The sequence below is a fragment of the Okeania sp. SIO2C2 genome (genome assembly GCF_010692625.1).
Lineage (GTDB): Bacteria > Cyanobacteriota > Cyanobacteriia > Cyanobacteriales > Microcoleaceae > Okeania > Okeania hirsuta.
Genome location: NZ_JAAHGM010000012.1, coordinates 32,102 through 54,253, shown reverse-complemented (window position 1 = coordinate 54,253; position 22,152 = coordinate 32,102). Strand labels below are relative to the sequence as shown.

Genomic DNA, 22,152 nt, shown 5'->3' with positions numbered 1-22,152 from the left:
TAATACCTATTTAAGCATACCATTATACTGCCAATACCCATAGATGAAATCCATCAGAACTAAGCTCAAACTGAATAACAAGCAGAAAACCATGATGGCTCAACACGCAGGTTATTCCAGGTGGTGTTACAACTGGGGTTTAAGTTTGTGGAAGGCAGCATATAAAGATGGCTATAAACCTAATGCCCGTAAATTGAGAGAAGTTTTTACCAACCACACAAAACCTCTTTCTCCTTGGATGAAAAACTTGTCCTCTAGGGTTGATCAATACGCTTTTCCTACGGAATGCTGCGCAAACATTAACTTAGGTGAAGCATTTAAAAGATTCTTTTCCTGCGGAATGCTTCCCTACGGGATGCTACGCAAACGCAAACAAGGGTTAGGTAAACACCCAAAGTTTAAGAAGAAAGGTAGGTCTGATTCCTTTCCTTCGGAATGCTACGCAAACACAATTGATAGTTGTGGAAAACCAATAGAATTAAACGGATGGAGTCACAAATTACCTTTTATTGGTATTGTCAGAACTTATGAACCGATTGAAGCAACAACTAAAAAAATAACTATTAGTAGACAAGCTGGTGATTGGTATCTTAGCTGTAGCTATGAATTTCATGCCATCACCACACCCAAAACAACTGATGTAATTGGTGTAGATTTAGGTGTAAAAACCTTAGCTACTTTAAGTGATGGAAAAGTGTTTGAAGGTGTGAAATCCTATCATAAATTTGAAGCTAAGTTATCTCGGTTGCAATACCTAAATCGTCATAAAGAGGTGGGTTCTGCTAACTGGAAGAAGGCACAACTGAAGATAGCTAAGTTGCATGGAAGGATAGCTAATATCCGTCATGACGCACTTCATAAATTGACAACATACGCAAGCCAAAAACCACGGCACGGTCTCAATTGAAGATTTGAACGTCAGCGGAATGCTAGCCAACCATAACCCACCCCCATCCCCTCCCAGGAGGGGAGCTAGAGGGGTGGGTGCCGACCAAGCTTTTTATGAATTCAGGGGACAGCTTGAATATAAATGTCAGTGGTACGGTTCTGAGTTAGTAGTAGTTGACAGGTTTTTTCCATCATCAAAAACTTGCTCAAACTGTGGTCACGTCCAAGATATGCCCTTAAATCTAAGGACTTATAATTGCTCTGATTGTGGGTTGTCAATAGATAGAGATTTAAACGCCAGTATAAATTTAAGAAATGCGGTCGGCTCGACCGTGAATGCCTGTGCATGAATGCCTGTGGATGAGTAACCGCCAACGGCCTCAGTAGAAGGCGGTCAGACCCCGCGTCGGCGTAAGACGCAAGGGAATGCTGACCAAGAGACAGGAAGTAAACATCGGGTTGTTACTTTATGTAACGCTTTGTATCAGTTTTATAGAGCAGCAGCAGCTGATATTGTTTCCAAACAAGAGACGGTTTTGCAGTTTGTGCTCCGGAAAGTAAGGCTGATAAAAGTTTTGTGAAGAAAATTATGTAGCAATATTTTGCTAGGAGTCAGGAGTCAGGAGTTAAAATTTTCAAGGTTTTCACAACCAATTCAGGATTTCTCAGGACTTACGCAGAGCCACCATATCTAGTAGGGGCGATTCCCTAACGGAATGCTCGGCAAACGCGAATCGCCCCTACAAATGGTGTATGATTTGGTATTTTGCGTAAGTCTTGTTTCTATAACTTAGTCAGGACTTACGCACAGACTACATATATAGGGTTTAAAACTAGATCGTTATAGTTTTTTTAACTCTAAACATAGTACAGTTGCGTAAGTCCCGTTCAATTTAGATGCGTACTAAGTATCTGTCACCCCATAATAGAGTGCTGCGTAGTAAGTAATCTCATCTTCGTAGGGGAGTAACTCCGGTAGGTAGGTTTCTAGGGTTTCATGCACCGCATCGGAGAAAGTAGTAAAATCATCCGTCTCATTGCGGACAAATGGATCTAATATCTGAATCAGTTCCCAGTTGCTATTGATATTCTCCTCTTTCATGGTACTTTCCAGGGATGGAGGAGCGTCTTCTGAGAAGCTTGGTAACAGACGACTGACAAAGGTAACCCGGTGGAACACTCGCCAGCAGGGAGGAGCATCATTGTCCTGTAGGGCCTGGCGCATAGCAACGGCATTGGGGTGGCTGCTTTGGTTGAGCCAAATGGGGTCGATCGCCTTGTTGAACAAATCCTCGAAGTTTTCTTTGGCTGGTTCTAGGTAGAAGCTCATAAAGCGGTAAGCATCTACTTTACCTTCTACTAAAACTGGATCGCCGTTTTCGTCGTAAACCCGATTGAGATTTTCGTCGTATTTCTGCAAGTCTCCTGGTGGAGATGCAGTAACTTCGACGCTGAAGGAATTCTCTGACTCCTGATTCTTGGTCTTGGTAAAGTTCATGCTTCCCCCCATCATGGCGTTGAAAGCGGTTTTGTAAGTAAAAAAACCATTTATCTTCAATCCCGTGTTGACTCCAGTACTGCTACTACGGGAGCTGGAGAAAGAACCACTTACACTTTCCTGCTTCATCTGTGTCATTTCTGTGGACTCGGCATAGAAGCCGCCATCCGCAGTCCAAACATAGGTATTGACGATATTGCGTTTAGCAAACTTTTCTGGGAGATCCATGCTGCTAGCAAAGGATTCACTTAAATCACTAGAGTCAACCGTCCCTAAAGGCGTTGTCATGCCGACTATGCCTCCGATTGGACCCAGCATACCTAGTAAAGTTTTACCAAACTCAGTTCCCATCTTCGAGGCATTCTGAACCGCTTCGTTATTCATGGGATTGACATCAAAGTTTTGGTAATAACTCTTGATTTCTTGCTCTTCCCGCTGAATGCGGTCTTGCAAGTTGTAGGCTTCCTGGGGTTTAAAGTAGCTGTATTCGCCGTAGCCTTGGGCAGAGGCATAGTCCGGGTCAAGTACTTTACCTTTTTCATTATACCCAATTGCTCCGTCTAAGGTTCCCTGCTTGCTATAACGGGGATTGATGGGGAAGGGGATAAGATTCACGTCTCGGGGAATGTCCGGATTGGGTCGGAAGCTGAAGGAAACCAAAGCGTTATTGTGTTCTAAACGCAGAGCAAAGATGTCGGCAGTTTCTGATAAGACTAAGGCAAAACCCATATTGGAAGGTTGATAGCGCCGACCTAAAGCTTCATTCAAAGGATTTAGGGGGTCTTCCCAGTTACCGCTCAAAGATACTGTTGTGCTTTCGGTCTTGTTGCGACCCACTCCCACACGTTGGTCGCTTGTCCAACCATTGGAAATTTCAAAATTGCTGCCTCCAGAAGCTCCGAACTTACTCTCTAGTTTGAAAGAGGTGCCAAACCCAAATGGTGCAATGTTAATATCCATGTCAAACCCTGTTTCCATCTTTGATTCTGACTCAAAGGCAGTATCTGCTCCCACTTCCATAGATGCCGAACAATTGTAGTTAACACTTTCTGCTTCCACCACTTCTACAGAGCTAACATCGCTACTACTGTAATCGTAAAGGGCAGGATCGATAGGACCGGCAGTGAGGTTTTCACTGGGCATGGGGGGTGCGCCTTCGATGTAACCAATAATCTGGGGATCGAACTGAGCTTGACCCAGCCATTCGGTAATCAGATTACCCACCTTGTAACTGGTGATTAAGCACCAGGCATTGTCTTTAATGTAAGCATGGCAGCGTTTCATCACCCCAGTCATGTTACCATCGACATCGTACTGCATGTCCCCATATTCCTGGATGCTAGGGCTGCTTGCGATCGTTTCTTGGAATTGGGTGACAACTCCTGCTAAAGCCGAGCGTACCAAGGCTGTATCCTGGTTAATGGGAGCGTTAGAAATAATAAAGTAGGGTTTAGTTTCGTCTCTACCGAAGGGAAGATTGTTGCCCCCAAAGGAGTGGTCTTTGATTTCAGTTGGGTTTTCCTCGTCAAAGGTATAATAAGCAATCAGGTCTTGTTTCTCTCCTTTGAGACGAGTGAAAAGGTTATCCTGGATTTGTTCTATAGTGCGGGCTACTTTCCAGATGCGTAACTCTTCTAGTTGTCCCCAGAAATGTTTTGTCATCTCCCCATCGGACTTGCAGGCACCCAGGGTAAACTGATTGTCACCCCAACTAAAGGAGTCAATAGCATTGGTTACCATCGGTGTGCCATTATGATAAAGCACAATGGTGGAGCTATTGGGGTCGGGATTTTTAATCCACTCTGGTCCTTTGAGAATTCCATGGTTGCTGCTCTTGTTGTCGTAGGCAGTGTTACCTTCGTTTTCCTCCAATCGCCACCAGGAAACGAGGCCGTATTCGTTCCCCGTCAGCTTTTTACCAATGTCTCCTGCTCCCAGGGCTACACTCCACAAGCGGATTTCGCCAATTTTTCCTGCCAAATAGCTCTCACCCACCCTAGCAATTTCTAGGGAGTCACTGTTATAACCGGGATTCACCGGCGGAAGGCTTTGGTTGGCTTCCAGGACACCGTCTACGTAGATTTTGACTTCATTCCATTGGGAAATTTTACTACCGGGAGTAAACTCAGGATTTGTCCATGAGTCAGGAGATTGCAGGTTTGCTAATTCTTGTCCCCGTTGCTCGGAAGCAACGTAGTCCCCTTGCATGGCTTGTTCAATATCATCGCTGTTGGTATTGATATCGTCCCAAGTGCTGATACCTGAAAAGTCAGGGGCAGTACCTGTAAAAGTGTCTTTAGCACTGCTACCGGTGCTAACACTTTCAGTATATTTTTTCCGGGTAACGGCAATTTTGTAGACCTTTTCAGTTGTCAAAACTGAGTTGGTTTCCACCTGATATGAAGCCCCATTCTCATCTTCAAAGATGAAAATTACCTTGCCATTTTCTGTGTAGAGGGCATAGGGAACGTTTTGCTTGAGATCCCCAGAGTTAAGAGTACCTTTGGCGAGAATGCCGCATTTACTCGTACGGCTCACCTGCAACAAGACTTCAACCGTCATGTCTTGAAGATTGAGAATAGTGTTGTTGCCGCAGTCTAAGTAGTCCCGTTTGCCGTCAAACTGGAGACCATAGGACTGGTTATAAACCAGGGCAACATGATGCCAGTTATTACAGTACAGTAAATCTTTGCTTTCTAGGAGCAGGTCGCCAACTGCCGCTACTACGGAACAGGAACCCAAATTTGGAGGGGAAGGAACATTCTGTGGGTCGCCATGAATAGTGCCATTGTAGCCGTTGCCAGTGAGGTTTTTAACCTGGTTACCCTCTCGTTGGTCAAAGTGCCAGTAGCCGACTAAACCCGATTCATTACCACCAAGACGGCGGTTCATGTCTGCTTGGATTTCCGTTTGAGTGCGAGCGCGGTTCCAGATGCGTAATTCGTCAATTTGACCATCATAATATAGATTACTCCCTGTTCCTAGCTGTACTTTTACAGATGCTGGCAAAGACTTTGTTTTTCCACCATCACTGTGCCACAATTCTCCGTTGAGATAGATCTTCATATCTCCAGTGGTAGCATTTTTGGTAAAAGCCCAGTGAGACCATGTGCCTTTGTATTCTGACTCTTGAGCTTGTTCAGAGATTCGATCATACATACTTCCATCGTTACCACAGTCAAAGTAGATATATCCATCCTGATAAGGCAAGTGGACACCCAGTACCCGATTCTGATCGGTTGGCTCCCCATTATGGCTTTGTGCATATATTATGAAACTGCTCTTAGGCAGAGACTCTCCACCATAAGCCCAAAAACTAATGGTAATTTCGTTACCGGATGGGATACTTGCTGCTGGCAGTTCCACATAATCATCCCTGCCATCAAGCTTAAATGCCGAGTTGAGTTCTTGCCCTTTTAGCTCCAGACTATACTTAGAGCTATCTGAAGCATGATGAATGATTTGCTTAACCCCGTCAAAAGTTTTAGGTAGCACCCAAGTTTCTAAAGTCAGATCCCCCTTGGCATCAAACTGGGATAGCTTACTCGTATCTCCCAAGGCAACATAATCATTTTTACCGTCAAAGGACAAGGTGTCTCCTGGTGCTTCTGCGACCCAACAACTGGATATACCTTTACTAGAGCGAGTTCCCGTACCGTTTTTCACCTGATCATCTCGGATACTGGAAGGAATAACAGCAAATAGTAGAGAACCATTTTCCAGGTTATCTCCCACCCGGTTGGTAGTGGCGAGGGTTTGGTAATCGTAGGGAATGACATAAACTGCTGTATTGACTTCTGCTGATAGGGTAATGCTGTTAATGGGAACCTCTGTTGCTTTGCGTTCCACATCAGAAGCTACCGTTACCTTCGTCCTGTTCACCAGTAGTACATCCCCAGATTTGAGTGCATATTTTGCTCCTTCTGTCAAAGTCAAGCTCGTGACAGTACCAGATACTGCTGTGGCTAAATTATCTAAAAAGACCTGCTGATTCGCCACTCCATTGAATACCGCTGCAAATTGCTTCACCTTTCGCGGTACCCGCTGCCAGGTTTCGGTAATTCCCGTACTGTCGTTAGCGATCGCAACCTGACAGAAATCAGCACTGTCACCATCTGCCACAGTAATGGTGGTGTTATTGGTTTCTTCCCCAGCAAAGCGACTCACGAAGGTGAGTTGGTCTGCATTGGTCGTCGCGAGTTCCGTTGCTATCTTGTATTCTGTCTTGGCAGTGTTGGTATTGTAATAAGCCGCGAAGAATTGGTTTTGGTCACCCCGGAAATAGAGGGTGAGGTTGCCCGTGGTGCTGTCTAAGAATTGAGGTGCGTCTTGGCTAGGAGCGAAGCCCAGCAATGCTCCTGAAACCGTGAGGCCGAAGGGGTCAGTATGGAGAAAGTGCATGGGTAGGGCTACTCCATTGCCCACTTTTTGCTTGAGTTCGTCAATTTCATCCAATAGCTCCTGGGGAATACCTTGGAGGTAATAATAGGCAGAGTTACTTCCATATGACCCGATGAGAAATTGAGCATCGTCAATAGCTACTGAACAACCAAAACATGCATATTGCTGGATATCATCCCCAGCTGTTAAGGTTGTCTCTAGTTCCCATTTACTGCTACTATTGAGGCGGTAAACATCGACTCTACCAGCACCTTTCAGGTCCTTACATTTAGCTTTACAACATCCTATTAGCAAATATTCGTCACTGATAGCTACTGAGATATGCCCTAGTAAAAATTCCTCCAACCAAGAGGAGAGGCTATATGTATTAGTGAGCTGTTGTTCTAGGTTCCATTCGCTACTTTGACACTGATAAACAAAGACTTGATAATAATTATAATCATTCAAAGTATTGGGCGCTACTGCTACTGCTTGCTCACCTTTAATGGCTACAGAGCAGCCGAACCAAGCATCAGCCCTAGCATCATCCCCAGCAGTCAGGGTTTTTTTCAGATTCCAGTTATTGCCATCCCAATGGCAAATATAGGCTTTGCCTGCTCCCTCTTTACCGTTAACAGTTGCTCTCACTGCTCCCACAATTGCCCATTCACCATCAATGGCTACAGAGCAGCCGAACCAAGCATCAGCCCTAGCATCATCCCCAGCAGTCAGGGTTTTTTTCAGATTCCAGTTATTGCCATCCCAATGGCAAATATAGGCTTTGCCTGCTCCCTCTTGACTGTTAACAGTTGCTCCCAATGCTCCCACAATTGCCCACTCACCATCAATGGCTACAGAGGAGCCGAAACCGCCGTCTTTCTCAGCATCATCCCCAGGGGTGAGGGTTTGTGCCAGATTCCAGTTGCTGCCATCCCCATGGAAAATATAGGCTTTGCCTGCTCCCTCTTTACCGTTAACAGTTGCTCTCACTGCTCCCACAATTGCCCACTCACCATCAATGGCTACAGAAAAGCCGAAACCGCCGTCTTTCTCAGCATCATCCCCAGGGGTGAGGGTTTGTGCCAGATTCCAGTTGCTGCCATCCCCATGGAAAATATAGGCTTTGCCTGCTCCCTCTTGACTGTTAACAGTTGCCTCCCATGCTCCCACAATTGCCCACTCACCATCAATGGCTACAGAATAGCCCAAGCTCTCTAATTCATTAGTAGTATAAACTAAACTAATCCCTGGCCGACGCAGTTCTTCGACTTCCTGCTGTAGTTCTTGAAGTCGAGCCAAGTCCTCCTCAGTACCACTTTCCAAGGCTTCTCCCAACTGAATATTATCGGGAATCTGAGCTAACTTACCCTCTCGGGAGAGGGCAAAATCCAAGGCAGCAACGTATTTTTCCTCTGTGTCTTCCCCATCAAGTCCCGGTCCCCCAGTACCAACTCCTAAGATGACGCGGGCATTGCTCTTAATGGGTTTTGCCTCATCATCGTAACCCGCTTCAGCTTGTTCCTGCTGGTAATACAGCATAGCTGACGGACTTGAGGTAATGGTTCGTCCGTCAAAACCAAAACTGGTGCGACGAATGCCTGGGGAATCACCGATGGGAGCTTGGGACTGTACCCAAGTTGCTCCGTTAATTGTACCGTGGTTCCCATTATCAGTCTGATCTTGGAGAATATTCCCTGTACCTTCGTCAAACCGCCAATAACCTACTAATCCTGGTTCGTTCCCTACCAGGCGATAGTTCATATCTTCTTGGATTTCATCTTGAGAAAGACTCCGATTCCAGATGCGAATTTCGTCGATTTGACCCGCAAAATAAGAACTTGTACCGTGAGAAGCGAAATAAATGGCTAGATTATTCTTCGTACTGGTACTGGTTGTATCTTCTGTACTGCCGTCTTCTTCACCATCAATATATAAGTAAAGAGTTGAACCGTTTTTGACGAAGGCAATATGATGATATTCCCCATCATTAATCACTTGACTCGAAGTGATTCCGGGGTTATTAGTACCATCATATCGATGCGCTGATAGAGTTCCATTCCCTGCACTATATCTGATGGCATAAGGGTATGGTCCAGAACCTCCTTCCCATTTCGTAATAACGTCACTGTCTACCGCTTCCCCAGAAACTGCTATCCAAGCTTCAATGGCAAAGTCTTCGTCCTGGTCAAAATCTATACTCTCTGAGTGAGGAACTGTGACATTATCATCAGTGCCATCAAACTCCAATGCCCATTCCCCATAACCAGACTTGCTGGGAGGAATGGGAATTAGGGGTTTTCCGGTAAAGGGACAGGTTCCTGGGGAACGCTCATATACCGCATCTTGATATTCTGGGTCAGGACTGGTATAATACCGGGTTCCTTTAGTATTAAAGAGTCCATCAGAATCCCGTTCCACATTAAACGAGTCAATTTCCGCAGTCTTGCTATTGTAGAGAAAGAATTGCCAGCGCTGAATCCCAGAAATTTGAGTAGGTAAAAGCAGGGCATCGAACCAACCTTCGTACAATTGACCCACAAAATCCAGTTCTTGAGTCGGTTCATAGAAATACTGCCCTTCCATATCCTGGGAACCCAGACTATCCTTGTTGCTCTGGGGGATACTTTTGTGGCGACTGCGCTTGAACCGCACTTCCATCTTGCTTTTTAATTCTGCCCCCGTCAGTACAAAACGGTCTACCATCAGGTTTTTGTCCACAACGGGAATGAGTTCATCGTCGGACAAAGTCTGAGAAAAAGAACTTACCGCCTCAGGAGTTTCCTTCCTGCTTAGAGCAAAGGGCCGCCTGAAATCCCTTAACCTGCTTTTTTTGAAAGCCGCCTTGGGTTCCATGTACTTTCGCCCCATGGCCATCTGGGTTTGCTCACTCGCCGTATGTTCCCCAGTGTCCACAAAAACCATATCCGGATCGTCCCCAGCAATTGACTGGCGGAAGAGATAGATATACTGGTTGTCGGAAATGACCCGGAAAGGAGCATCAGCAGTCAAACGGGCGGTAGTAGAAAGAAAAGGGTCGATTTCATCATCTGTAAGAGTACCCGCTTCCACCTCTTCTCCGCTTTCCTTAGCGACTGTGGGCATTTGGGTTGGTGGGATAATGGCAAAACCCACCCGAGAAATTTCGTTCGTAAAGTTTAGTTTTGAGGGGTTGCCGGGCCAATAATTCACATCTAAAGGCCCTTTTGTGTCGTCTTGTTCGTTGAGATTTAGCACCGCGTAGTAGATGCGTCGATTCTCGTCCATCGCAAAGGAGATAACGACTCCCTTGTGGGTGACAGTGGTGACGTGATTATAAGCTTTGTCGCTGTAAGTTTTGGTAAATTTATCAGTTATGCTCATTCAGTTAAAAGGCCCTATTCATCTCTGAAAACTAAGGTTTAATGACACTGTTAATCTTAAGAAAACCAGAGAGCAGCTTTAGTAGAGCTACTCTCCAAATAGTAAAAAAATACTTATGAATTATAGCAGAAACGGCAGCCAATACGGAGTTCTATGGCTCCTACTTAAGAAAACTTTATAAAGAAGTCAATTTTTCACCCTCGCTTATATCTTTTAAATCCTTATTCAACAATAGTTTCGCAGTCAGCTTGGATAATATTTACTTTTTATCCTTAAATCAGTAGAGGATACTACGAACAATTAATAGGTATTAATTAGAAATTAATGAAAAAATTCTAATGAAAAAGTTTTCAATTCCTATTATGATATAATGATGAGGTGTAGAAAATGGCTGCATTTGTCAATAGACTTCTCCAAAAATAAAAAATAGAATCAATTATTATCCATAAATCATCAATTACTCCACCCTTTTTCCTGTTCCCTCTTTCCTAATATTCATCTTCTTCCACTAAATAAGGGAACCATTTTCAATAGTTTACAGTTCTAAAAGAAACTTCATTAGTACCAGGATTATAAAGAGTATAGGTTGCATTTCCGGGCAAACTTCCCACATTACCTACCCCTATAACCTGAAGGGGTGTCCTCAAAGTTTGAGTAGATGATGTTGTCTCAATAGCACCCACTTCAGCTCCCAACGTTGTCACTCCACTACTCACCGAACCATTTTCTAACTGATATTGAAAAGCTAAACCAGAGCGACCACAAAATAAATTATTAACGCCAAAACGCATTAATCTATCTAACATTTGTATGGGTGGAGTATCGGGAGTCAATTTATCGCTTACCCCCAGAGTGCTGCCGTGAATTAATAAACAGTCAAGTTCAGAAAAACCAAAGGGCAAATTTCTCAACCATTCTACTGTTTCTCTATCCACATTATCCCATAATATTTTCACAGTATCTATGCCATATTCTGCTATTAATTCTGTCGGTTCAGCTGTGGTAGTTAATCCATGTAAAATCAAAGATTGTTCTTCCCACCATCCCGTACAGACTTGGGGTTTAAGTTCGTTTTGTTTGGGATAACGTACTCGCTCTACTAATTTTTTGCAATCTATATTTAGCCCGACTAAATCTCCTAAAATATATAAAGCTTCCACAGGATATTTCTGTTTTTTTATGTCAGCTATTACAGCCTCATAAGCTGCGAGATTTCCTTCGATTCCAGTTAAAATTGCCCAATAATTCATATATTTTTTTGCTTTTTTTTAGGTTAGCTCAAGTGAGATTAAATTGATAATTGTCTCTGATGCAAATTTATGGCGCGATCTTGATAGTTATATAAATGCTACCACCATGTATGGAATGGCAGAAATCAAGAAAGATAGACCGATCATAGCTGAAATTCCCCCAGACGTTTTAGGTGCGGTTGACAATGCCTACTTCCGGTATGTGAGTGACGTTGGAAATACTGGTCCAGAGGAAGCTTCGGTTCGGTAGGAATCTCCGGGTCTTTTAGGCCGGAGAGGATGTCAACTGTGCGATCAAATCTGTTTCTCTAACTTAGATAACTGAAGAATAGTGCTAGAATTAGGCTGATTAATATTTAAATTTATGAACTTGACTACACCAGAATGCTTATTGGTGGTAAATGTATCAAGATAGCAACTGAGAGAATGAGACTATATGAAAAAAATCAAGCACGATGACCAGGCAACTCCTGGATATAACAACTATATTCCGGAGAAAATCATGACTCCGGATATCGTCAACACTCGGATTGGGACGCTGACCTTTTTCGATGGTATGCCGGACGACACAACGGTATCCATGGTGTTCGACAACCTTGATTTCCTGCGAGGAGTAGAAACCTTCCTTAATGGTATTCCCGCTACATCCCTCGAAGGAATCCGCCTTGGGATGGCGGAAATGGGTGCGGAGAAATTCAATCAGTGTCTGATCTTTGACGAATTAATGGATTCTAACCCACTCTTCCTGACAGGCAACACTGATACGGTTTATGCCTCCGTGATCTTAGACCTGAAAGAAGGGCCAACGATCGTAGAGATTCCGCCAGAATGTGGCCCTGGCACAGTCAACGATGCCTTCTTTCGTTTTGTTGTCGATATGGGAGCTCCTGGGCCAGATAAGGGGAATGGGGGGATGTATATGATTTTACCCCCTGACTATGAAGGTGAGCTTAAACCGACAGAAGGAGATGAGCCAGTAGAGGTCGAAATTGGCGGAAAAATGCAGGCGGTTTATATCTCCCAATCTACCAGTTACATTAACTGGCTTATCCTGCGTGGTTTCCTTGTTGATGGAAAACCGGATACTTCATCCAACATGTTTAGAAACGGCCTCAAGATTTATCCCCAGTCACAAGCGGAAAATCCACCGGCGATGGAGTTTATCGAAGGATCTAAGGAAGTATTCAATACCATTCATGCCAATGACTTCGAGTTTTACGAAGAATTGAACATTGTCATCCAGCGCGAACCGATATCGATGCTGGATCCCGAACTGCGAGGGCTCTTTGCTGCGATTGGCATTCAGAAAGATAAGGCATTTGAGCCAAGTCCGCGCCTGAAAGGAATACTGACGGACGCTGTTGCTGTTGGCAACGCGACAGCGAGGGCTAACTGGCTCCGCCCCCGGATTGAAGGAGCCCGTCTCTATGGAGAAGAAAGTGGCTGGTGTACAGCTTTTGTGGGTGGCGATTATCAATGGCTGAAAGATGGAGGTCTTGGAGGTCGCTTCTTGGATGCCCGCACTCTATTCTTCTACATGGCTACCGTGAATACTCCTGCCATGGCAGCAAAGAATGTTGGCGTAGGTTCCCAGTATGCTATGAACTACACGGATAGTAATGGGGACTATCTGTACGGTGACAAGTCCTACAAACTAACGATTCCTGCCAACCCCCCAGCCCAAGATTTCTGGTCGGTGGTTGTGTACGATCCACAGACCCGTTCTGAACTACAAACCAGCCAGGAATTTCCCAGTAAGAATAGCGAGAAGGCCGGGTTCGATGAAAGTAAACCAGTCACCCTCTTCTTCGGACCTGATTGTCCAGAGGGGGCAGAGAATAACTGGATCCAAACTGCCCCAGGCAAGGGATGGTTTGTCACACTCCGACTTTATGGACCAGGGGAGGAGTGGTTCGATCAGACCTGGCGGCCTGGAGAGATTGAACCAGTGGTTTGACCAAACTTGGATACTGGGGGATTTGGAGCTGGCAAACTGAACCCAGTTTTTGACAAGGCTCAAAGGTAATCTCTGAGAAGTTTTTAGGGATTTTGATTGTAAACAGAGGTAGTAAGGTGGACAAGCAGTAGGGTGGGTAAATATTGAGGTGCGATCGTTTGATTTTGAGACCACTAATTTTGCCCACCTTATAATTTTGGGGTTTGGCCCGTGGGTTATACCTTCGCACTGCCAATAGCTGAAATTTATTGAATTTGACCGGAGGAAAATATCACTGTGCAGATGATGCAATTGAAAAGACAGCAAATTATACAAATATTCGTGGTTGCTTGCGCGATCCTGCTCCTTATTGTGAAAGCACCTTTCGCGATCGCAGAAGTCCCCCCGGACGTCCGCGACTCGATCTCAACGCCGGACGAAGTAGACACGTCCATTGGCACCCTGCATTTTTTCGATGGCGTGCCCACACCCGAAACCACTGAAACGGTCTACGACGACCTCGACAGAATGCGCGGTACAGACGCCTTCCTCAAGGGCATCCCCCTTGCCTCGGTCTACGGATTGATGGAGGGACAATATTCCCTGGGGGCCACCGCCGCCCATCAAGTGATCATTTTCGATCAGTTGATGGACTCCGAATCCCTCTATCTCACTGCGAACACATCAACCCTGTACACTTGGGGTGTTCTTGACCTCAAACGCGACGGGGCAACCGTGATCGACGTGCCACCTGGCATGCTGGGCATGATCAATGACGCCGCCTTCGACTGGATCGTGGACATCGGCCCTGCTGGGCCAGACGAGGGCAATGGGGGCAAATTCCTCGTTCTCCCCCCTGATTTCGAGGGGGCTATTCCCGAAGGATACTTTGTCGTGCCGACGAAAGCGTATCGCCACTCATTATTTTTGCGAACGTCCATTGCGGATGGGATCGATCAGGCAGCGAACCTGATCAAGAATAACCTCAAGGTCTACCCGTTCTCGCAAAAGGACAACCCCCCCGCCATGGAGTTTGTCAGCGCATCTGGCAAAGCGTTTAACACCGTCCACGCGAACAACTTCAAGTTCTACGAGGAGCTTGACGCCGTGATTCAATACGAGCCCTATGGCCTGATCGATCGGGAACGGCGTGGACTCTTCGCGTCCATCGGCATTGAGAAGGGCAAGGCATTTGCCCCCGATGCCCGCATGGAGGCCATTCTCACCGATGCGGTTGCTATCGGCAACGCTGCGGCGCGCAGCATTGTTTGGTATCCACGGGTTGACGGCACCCTCCAGGGGGTTCAGCACTATCCAGATACTGACAGCAGTTGGCTCATGGGCTATACCGGTCGGAATGTCTTTTTCACAGGAGAGGACGGCGAAACCATGAATTCCGACGCGCGGGTGATGTTCCACTACCCCTACACTTATGTCAGCCCCGCCATGGCAACTCCGCAGGAGGGCACGGGATCTGATTATGGAGTCGCTTATCTTGATTCGAATAAGCAGTTCTTTGACGGTTCCAAAACCTATCAGCTGCACATCCCCGCCGACCCACCTGCCAAGGACTTCTGGGCGGTAACGATTTACGACAGTCAGACCCGGTCTATGTTGCAGACCGGCCAACCTTTCCCAACCGTGGGGAGTCAGACCGAGGGAATCCAGCAGAACGCGGACGGTTCGACCGATGTCTACTTTTGCCCGCAGCCGCCGACAGGCTACGAGAACAACTGGCTTGAGACCGTTCCCGGCAAGAGTTGGTTCGTGATCTTTCGCATGTATGGCCCCCTCCAACCCTGGCTCGATCAGAGCTGGCGTCCTGGGGAAGTTGAGCTGCTAGACTAGCGGCCATTTGTAGCGGTAGGTGGGCAAATCTTGATCCATCAATGCTTTGACCTTAAGAGCGTTGATTTTGCCCAGCTTACGATTTCTATCTATTCAGGAGTTTCTGGATTCATGCAACGAATAACGAACAGCTTAAAACGACCCATTACGCTGCTCAGCGTGCTGCTTTTGCTCGTGCCTTGCCTCTGGAGCTTGCCCATAGCAGGCTTTGCCCCAGCCCAAGCCGCAATCTATGAAGCAGATCCCCCTGAGTCAGTCTTGACAGACGATATTGTGGAAACTGAACTGCTGGGTACGCTTGACTTCTTTGATGGCATGCCTAGCGAAGCGACCGTCCAAAAAACTTACGACTTCATTGATGTGAGTCGTGGGGTAGATGCGTTCCTCAATGGCATCCCTGCTGCATCTATCTACGCTATGCTGGAAGGCTTAATAGATGAAGATATTCAACCAGGAGATGTGGGGATTTTTGAGGGATTGATGAATGCGCGCTCCCTATTTCTGACTGCCAACTCTACCACCATGTATGTAGTAGGAGAAGCGAACGTCAAAGATGGACCGATCGTCCTGGAAATTCCGCCAGGGATTTTGGGAACGATTGACGATGCCTACTTCCGGTATGTGACTGATGTAGGGAATGTAGGGCCAGACCAAGGCCAAGGCGGGAAATATCTGTTAGTGAATCCTGATTATGATGGAGAAATCCCTGAAGAAGTTGACTATGTTGTCACAACACCGAGCTATCGTAACTGGTTGTTCTTTCGAGGTTTTATCGAAGACGGGGATTTGGCCGGAACTGCCGATGCGATTAAATCTGTTTTTCGCACGTATCCGCTAGCTGAGGCCAGCAATCCACCAGAGCAGCGCTTTGTCAATCTGACCGATCGGCAGATGAACACAATTCACGCCAATGATTATCAGTTTTTTGAGGAATTGAATGCAGTCATTCAGTACGAACCGGCGGATGCATTCGATCCCGAATTGCTGGGTCAGTTTGCTGCGATTGGGATCAAAAAGGGGCAACCGTTTGCACCAGATGAGCGAATGAAGAACCTTTTAACCGAAGCAGTAAAAATTGGCAATGCTGCCGCCCGATCGATTTCCTTTTCCCCCCGTAAGGAAAGCGTATATATCTATCCCGATGAGCGACAATGGATTTCTTTCTATCCAGGGGATAGCCACGAATTCTTCGACAATGGCGAACGAGTACTCGATGACCGTATTTTGTTTCACTACATGATTACAGGAGTTAGCCCATCTCTGGTTAGCCCACCAGTTGGCTCTGGTTCGGTCTATGGAATGACAGCACGGGATAGTGCAGGCGATTATCTTGAGGGTGACAACACTTATTCAGTTACCTTGCCTAACCCAATCCCTGTCAACAACTTCTGGGCTTTAACAGTTTATTCTGGTCAGCACCGCTCAATGTTAGAAACAGACCAAAAAACAGCAGGACTTGACAGTAATAATCCCTCTGTTAAAGCTAACCCAGATGGTTCCTACACCATGTGGTTTGGACCGGAAGCACCTATTGGTCATGAGGGGAACTGGATACAGACTATGCCAGGAAAGAGCTATATCGCCATGCTTCGCCTCTATGGTCCCCTAGAACCTTGGTTTGATCAAACTTGGATACCAGGGGATCTTGAACTTGTCCAATAATGATGTCAAGCTTTCCTCAATAGTGAAAAATAAGCTATGAGTTATACATATCGAGTTAAATAGTTATAATTCAGAAGCTCGTAGTAGGGCTTTAGCAATAAGTTATAGATGCTTCATTTGCTTAAGCTCTACTACAAACAAAAACTTTTTTACTCGACAGTACAAAATTCTCAATAGAAAAAAACATTCCCCGCTAAAAGTCAGGGAATTGTGCATACTGGTTAATGATTCTAAATTTTTACCACCTAATTAATTATTAATCATTGAAAAGTCTACAACCCACTCCTAATTAATTATCTCTCACAAATATGAGTAGGGTCATCAGCTTTTTCAGCATATTCTAAACCCCTAGCCAAACGCCAAGCAAAAATTTCTGGCAACCCTTTATTAACTATAGCTTCACAAGTAAGTTGATAATCATAGGGAATCTCTCGAATATTTACTTCTCCTGTTTCATTGTCATAAATAACATAAGTAGCATTCGGTCTGCCATGACGAGGTTCTCCTACAGAACCAACATTAACAATTTTTTTCAGAGGAGCAATACAACTCTTTGATTCTAAATTTTCGCTCCCAAAACTATTAACTTTAACTAATAATTGACCAGCATCAAGAGTACGAACATAAGGCACATGAGTATGACCGCAAAACAATACATCAGCACCACTACTAATTACCCTTTCAACTGCTAAAAATCCATCTAAATCTGGCAATAAATATTCATGGTTACTATGAGGACTACCATGAACAAAACACATATTTTCCTCTTTCAAAGTATGAGGTAAAGAACTTAAATATTCTCGCGTTTCTGGATGAATTTCTCGATCAGTCCATTCGTGGGCTAACTTGCCACGTTTCTCTGCTAATAAAGAAGGATAACTACATTCACAAGCATTTAATCCCTCCACAATATCCTCATCCCAACAACCTAAAACTGTGGGAATATCTAAACTGCGAATTTGCTCGACAACCGCATTAGGATGAGGACCATAACCGACCAAATCTCCGAGACAGAAAATTTTCTCTGCTTTCTGTTTTTCTATATCTATTAATACAGAATTTAAAGCTTCGTAATTGCCATGAATGCAAGACATAACTGCGATTTTCATACTAATTTTTCCTCTTTTATTAATTGATAATTACCTCTGGTTAAAACCGTTACGGAATTTAATATAAGCAGGACTTACGCAAAGGTAATATATATATGGCTTTGGTGCGTTACGCTAGCGCTTTTTCCTGACGGAATGCTCCGCAAACATGTCGGCTCTTAGCCGAAACACACCCTACTGGCGTGTCAAGACTAAAATGGTGAGTGGCTTTGGTGCGTTACGCTAGCGCTAACACACCCTACTGGACTGACACACCTTAAATGGTGCAATAGGTAGGGGCGGGTTTCTCAGGAAATTTTCATGCTTACTCTAGGATTTACATAAACCCGCCCCTGAGAGGCGGCTCATATCATAGGGGGCGGGTTTATCTGAGAAACGCATGAAAACTCGTTAACTCACTTGTAAAACCCGCCCCTACGGTGTCTTCTCTAATGCACAGTTTTAGCTGAAACATTCCACTACCAATAATTATTCATTATTCATTATTCATTATTCAGTAATTCCTAATGTTTCTTTTACTTGTTGTTGATAAGCTAAAATTGCCGCATCGGGTAAACAACAACCTTGTAAAGTTTCTACCAAAGCTTTTTGATTTAAGTTATGACCAAAAACTTCAATTCCACTAAAGCGTTCTGGTCTACCTTTTAACCATCTTGGTAAATTTAATTCTTGATATTCAGTCTCTTTTCCTAGGACAAAATCAAAGTAAAAAGCACGTCCATCAGCAATATCAAAAATTGCTTTAGCACGCACAATTTGACCATAAGCTCCAGCAGTTAATTCGTCATACCAAAAAACATCTAAACTTGCTGGATCGATAATTTGACCCCTAGTAGGCGATCGCCAAAATTGACAATTATTAATATTGCTCTCAATAGCAAATCCTTCTACAGTTTGGTTCGCCCACTGATGCCATTCGCTATTTTCTGTTCCTGGTGGAATAATAGCAATACGACTGCTAGGAATGTTATCAAGCAGTGATGACATTGCATCTAACTCTAAATAAAATCCTAATTCGATGAAAGCAACTGTACCATTAGCCAGATATTCTATGAGTTGTGACTGTTGAGCATCAGTAATAATTTTTAGATTGGGAAAATCTGTAGCAAGGCAAGTGTGGTCAATGGGAACATTGCCAGTACCGGGACTGAAATAAACAGCAGGACTATCTTTCGGGATTTGTTCCCGAATAAAATTTGTTTTGCCGACTCCCGGTGGGCCCGCTACTACAGTGATTATAGGTTTTGACATTTGGCGTTGGTAATTTGAGGTATGATATCATTTCCCCGTTCTAGGGGAGCTGCGCTAACGGATAAGAGCGTTATAGAACTCCATGACCTTTACGCGACCAAAAAACTTTCTCCTTCTACTATCCTTTCTTCTTCTTTCTTCCCCTCCTGGGAGGGGCGAGGGGTGGGTTGACTCCTGACTCCTGACTTCCCCTCCTGGGAGGGGTTAGGGGTGGGTTGACTCCTAAGTAATTAAGACTAATATCATACACTAATTTACCAACTCCTGACATTTTTCTTCCATAACTCAACTTTTCAGCGCTGATACGATACGGGAACTTGCCATCCTTGCACCCGATAGGTTTCTGGCGACAGGTCCTACTTGCAAAGCAGCTAACCCACCCATAATAAATAGTTCACAACCGGACCAACGCAAATATTCGTCTAATACTGGCAACCCGTTCACTATTTTCACTGGGTGAGTATTCAAGAATTCTTTTAAGATAGGTTGTTGTGTCACATCAAGTTTTGTACCTGTTGCTAACCAGATACGATCGCCCTCCCACATCATGCCATCATCACATTTTAGTTGCCAGCGATCGCCCACAAACTCAGCACCCACTACCTGACATTCCTCAAAAATAGATAACTCCTCTTGGTGTTGGTAACGGCGCAACTGAGTCATCACTGCTGGTGTCATGGAACCACCATCTCGTGCTTGTTGAATTAACTGCCATCTTTTTTGCCAGTCTGTTTCAGCGCTAAAAGCTTTTAAATATTTTGGGCCTAACCAACCGGGTTCCGCATCAAATAATTTCTCTTTGAGCTGACGTCTTACCATCAAGGTTACGTTTGCACCTCGTTTTAAGGCTCCCACTGCTAAGTGACCGCTAGTTAATCCCCCACCGATAATTAGCACTTTTTCTCCTCTGAGTCGCAAACCTTGCAAGTCTACTTGGTGGGAGTGACAAAGGCGTTGGTTTGGATAGGGTGTGGGAATTTTTTTCGCCCATTCTGGAAATTGCGGTTTTCCCCCACCATTGGCCATGATTACTTGACGAGCTATGGTTGAGTTACCATCGTCTAGTTCGACTCGAAACTGAGGGTTCCCTCGGTGAGTGATGGGAGCAATATTTGTCACTGATGCTTTATATACTTTGTCTTCTAATTGCCAGCGACTAACTACGTCTTGGGAAAATTCTTGAAATAGTTTTGCTCCAGGTAGGTCGTAGGGGGGGAATAGTTCGTTTGGGCGATTTTCCGCAAACCGACGCAGGGAATAGGGGTCTGGGTCTGGGTGATGAACGGCAGGCGATCGCAAGTGGGGTATTTCTTGGGCTGCAAACTGCTGTTGCCACTGACTCATCCAAGTGGCACTGGGGTCAAATACTATTATTTTATGGCGATACTTTTTCCGTTTTTGCAACAGATGAGTTACCAAAGTTAGGGCGTGGGGTCCCGCACCCACAATGGCAATGTTGGTTTGTATTGGTAAGGACATGGAATTAAAGAACCATAATTATAAGAATGATAATCATTATTATTTTAATTATATATATAGCTGTAACGGCTCGCAAACAAGATTTTTCCTAGGTCATGCTGCGCAAACAGCTCACATTAACTACAAATAAGCTGTAAGCTTATTGATGTCTGAATTACAAGCTTATAAATACATATTGTCTCAATTTTATAGACAAATGTTACAGCCAATGCTCAGTCTACAAGAGTACAGTAATACCAAGACTCTGCCCATAACCTACATTTTGTAGTACTTGAAGAAGGAGACAGGAGACAGCTATACTGGAGACAGGAGGAAAATTACATGGGGATAGTCAACGAAGGGCCGCTCCGCGTCTACGCTCCCCCAAGTAATTTTGAACACCCCCGTTGACGGTGGGGTATTAAACCCACAAAGAAAATGATAATGTAGGAGTCAGGAGTCAGAATTTAGGAGAAAGTCGTAGTAGTCAACAATTAAGTAAATATTAAGCATAAATATTTTCCTGAGAATTTGACGAATGAGAAAGTTAATATAGAAATATTTATAGAGTATAAATACTTACCAAACCACTGCTTTTCATAATATAGAACCCCTAAGCGTATCTTCATAAATATCAAGTTTTTTTAGCTAGGAGACAGGAGACAGGAGACAGGAGACAGGAGGGAAGATGTGGGGAGAGATCATACAAAAAATTCAACACTCCTTCATACCCTTGTTTTGACAATGGTATTTGTCTTGAGGCGTTAGCGGAGCTTTGCGTCAGCAATCGCTACATTTTTTCAAAGCGACCGCTCTATTGGCCATACGCTATATATAGTGTCTTTGCGTAAGTCCTGTATTAATCAATTTTTGTTCAATGCAATTCCCATCTTTTTAGTTATTACTGTTATTGCTTCTGTGTTGAATTGGTTAGGAGCGATCGCAGCTTTAGCCAATATTATTAACCCTTTGATGGGATGGTTTAATTTACCGCCGGAAGCTGCATTGCCTATTATTTTAGCTTCTATTCGCAAAGATGGACTTCTATTATTTGCCGAACCAGAAACCTTGGCTATGTTAACTCCATTGCAGGTTTTGACTGGGGTGTATCTAGCAGGAGTATTGCTACCTTGTTTAGTTGCTTTGTTAACTATTACGCGAGAACAGTCTCTTCGATTTGCCTTATTGCTGTTGAGTAGACAGGCGATCGCTGGGATCTTTTTTTCTCTATTACTTGCTTGGGGTGTATTATTAATTAGCTAAAAGTACAAAAAAACATTTGGTCCATATGATGCAAAAAACTCTCCTAACTATCCTCACAACTGTCATATTTCTGGGTAGCTGTTCCCCAGACGCATCAGATAAATTAGCCCTTTGATGGGATGGTTTAATTTACCGTTCTGCTAAACTTACCCAAACTTACCCATGAATGATTGCATGAGCTTTGGAGCTAGCTTCCTGTCTCACAGAAGACCACTGACCGCAGTCTGTAACTTATCTTCTCCACAGGCT

The 22,152-nt window shown here is 44.6% G+C and carries 11 protein-coding genes and 1 pseudogene; 6 read left to right on the top strand and 6 right to left on the bottom strand.

Annotated elements, in window-relative coordinates:
* Positions 1-43 precede the first annotated feature (43 nt).
* A pseudogene (locus tag F6K18_RS13045) lies at positions 44-1,238 on the top strand (RNA-guided endonuclease InsQ/TnpB family protein).
* A gap of 554 nt (positions 1,239-1,792) precedes the next feature.
* Here F6K18_RS13045 and F6K18_RS13040 read toward each other — a convergent pair.
* Together F6K18_RS13040 and F6K18_RS13035 are read right to left on the bottom strand one after the other, a co-directional pair.
* The gene (locus F6K18_RS13040; RefSeq protein WP_287521350.1) at positions 1,793-9,955 is read right to left on the bottom strand and encodes a LamG-like jellyroll fold domain-containing protein; all 8,163 of its coding nucleotides are present in this window, start codon (positions 9,953-9,955) and stop codon (positions 1,793-1,795) included.
* A gap of 698 nt (positions 9,956-10,653) precedes the next feature.
* Positions 10,654-11,376 carry a metallophosphatase gene (locus tag F6K18_RS13035; protein WP_287521348.1) on the bottom strand — a complete coding sequence of 241 codons (723 nt, stop codon included), beginning with the start codon at positions 11,374-11,376 and terminating at the stop codon, positions 10,654-10,656.
* Between the two features lie 43 nt (positions 11,377-11,419).
* Here F6K18_RS13035 and F6K18_RS13030 point away from each other — a divergent pair, with 43 nt between their 5' ends.
* From F6K18_RS13030 to F6K18_RS13015, 4 genes are all read left to right on the top strand, one after another.
* On the top strand, positions 11,420-11,626 hold the full coding sequence (locus tag F6K18_RS13030; RefSeq protein WP_287521346.1) for a hypothetical protein: 207 nt from the start codon (positions 11,420-11,422) through the stop codon (positions 11,624-11,626).
* A gap of 186 nt (positions 11,627-11,812) precedes the next feature.
* Positions 11,813-13,333, top strand: a complete 1,521-nt coding sequence (locus F6K18_RS13025; RefSeq protein WP_287521345.1) for a DUF1254 domain-containing protein — start codon at positions 11,813-11,815, stop codon at positions 13,331-13,333.
* Between the two features lie 282 nt (positions 13,334-13,615).
* Positions 13,616-15,160: a DUF1254 domain-containing protein gene (locus F6K18_RS13020; protein WP_287521362.1), complete on the top strand. Its 1,545-nt coding sequence runs from the start codon at positions 13,616-13,618 to the stop codon at positions 15,158-15,160.
* Between the two features lie 30 nt (positions 15,161-15,190).
* A complete protein-coding gene (locus F6K18_RS13015) occupies positions 15,191-16,822 on the top strand; it encodes a DUF1254 domain-containing protein (protein WP_287521343.1) in 1,632 nt (543 codons plus the stop codon).
* Between the two features lie 293 nt (positions 16,823-17,115).
* Here the strand turns inward: F6K18_RS13015 and F6K18_RS13010 are convergent, their stop codons facing one another.
* From F6K18_RS13010 to F6K18_RS12995, 4 genes are all read right to left on the bottom strand, one after another.
* Positions 17,116-17,931, bottom strand: coding sequence for a metallophosphoesterase family protein (locus F6K18_RS13010; RefSeq protein ID WP_287521341.1), 816 nt, complete (start codon positions 17,929-17,931; stop codon positions 17,116-17,118).
* A gap of 489 nt (positions 17,932-18,420) precedes the next feature.
* Complete coding sequence (locus F6K18_RS13005; protein WP_287521339.1) at positions 18,421-19,182, bottom strand: GTP-binding protein; 762 nt, start codon at positions 19,180-19,182, stop codon at positions 18,421-18,423.
* Between the two features lie 118 nt (positions 19,183-19,300).
* Positions 19,301-19,453 carry a hypothetical protein gene (locus F6K18_RS13000; RefSeq protein ID WP_287521337.1) on the bottom strand — a complete coding sequence of 51 codons (153 nt, stop codon included), beginning with the start codon at positions 19,451-19,453 and terminating at the stop codon, positions 19,301-19,303.
* A 14-nt stretch (positions 19,454-19,467) separates the two neighbouring features.
* Entirely contained in the window at positions 19,468-20,661 is a 1,194-nt protein-coding gene (locus F6K18_RS12995; RefSeq protein WP_287521336.1) for an FAD/NAD(P)-binding protein, read from the bottom strand.
* 849 nt (positions 20,662-21,510) lie between these two features.
* Between F6K18_RS12995 and F6K18_RS12990 the strand changes: the two genes are divergently transcribed.
* A complete protein-coding gene (locus tag F6K18_RS12990) occupies positions 21,511-21,903 on the top strand; it encodes a hypothetical protein (protein WP_287521334.1) in 393 nt (130 codons plus the stop codon).
* The last annotated feature ends 249 nt before the right edge of the window (positions 21,904-22,152 follow it).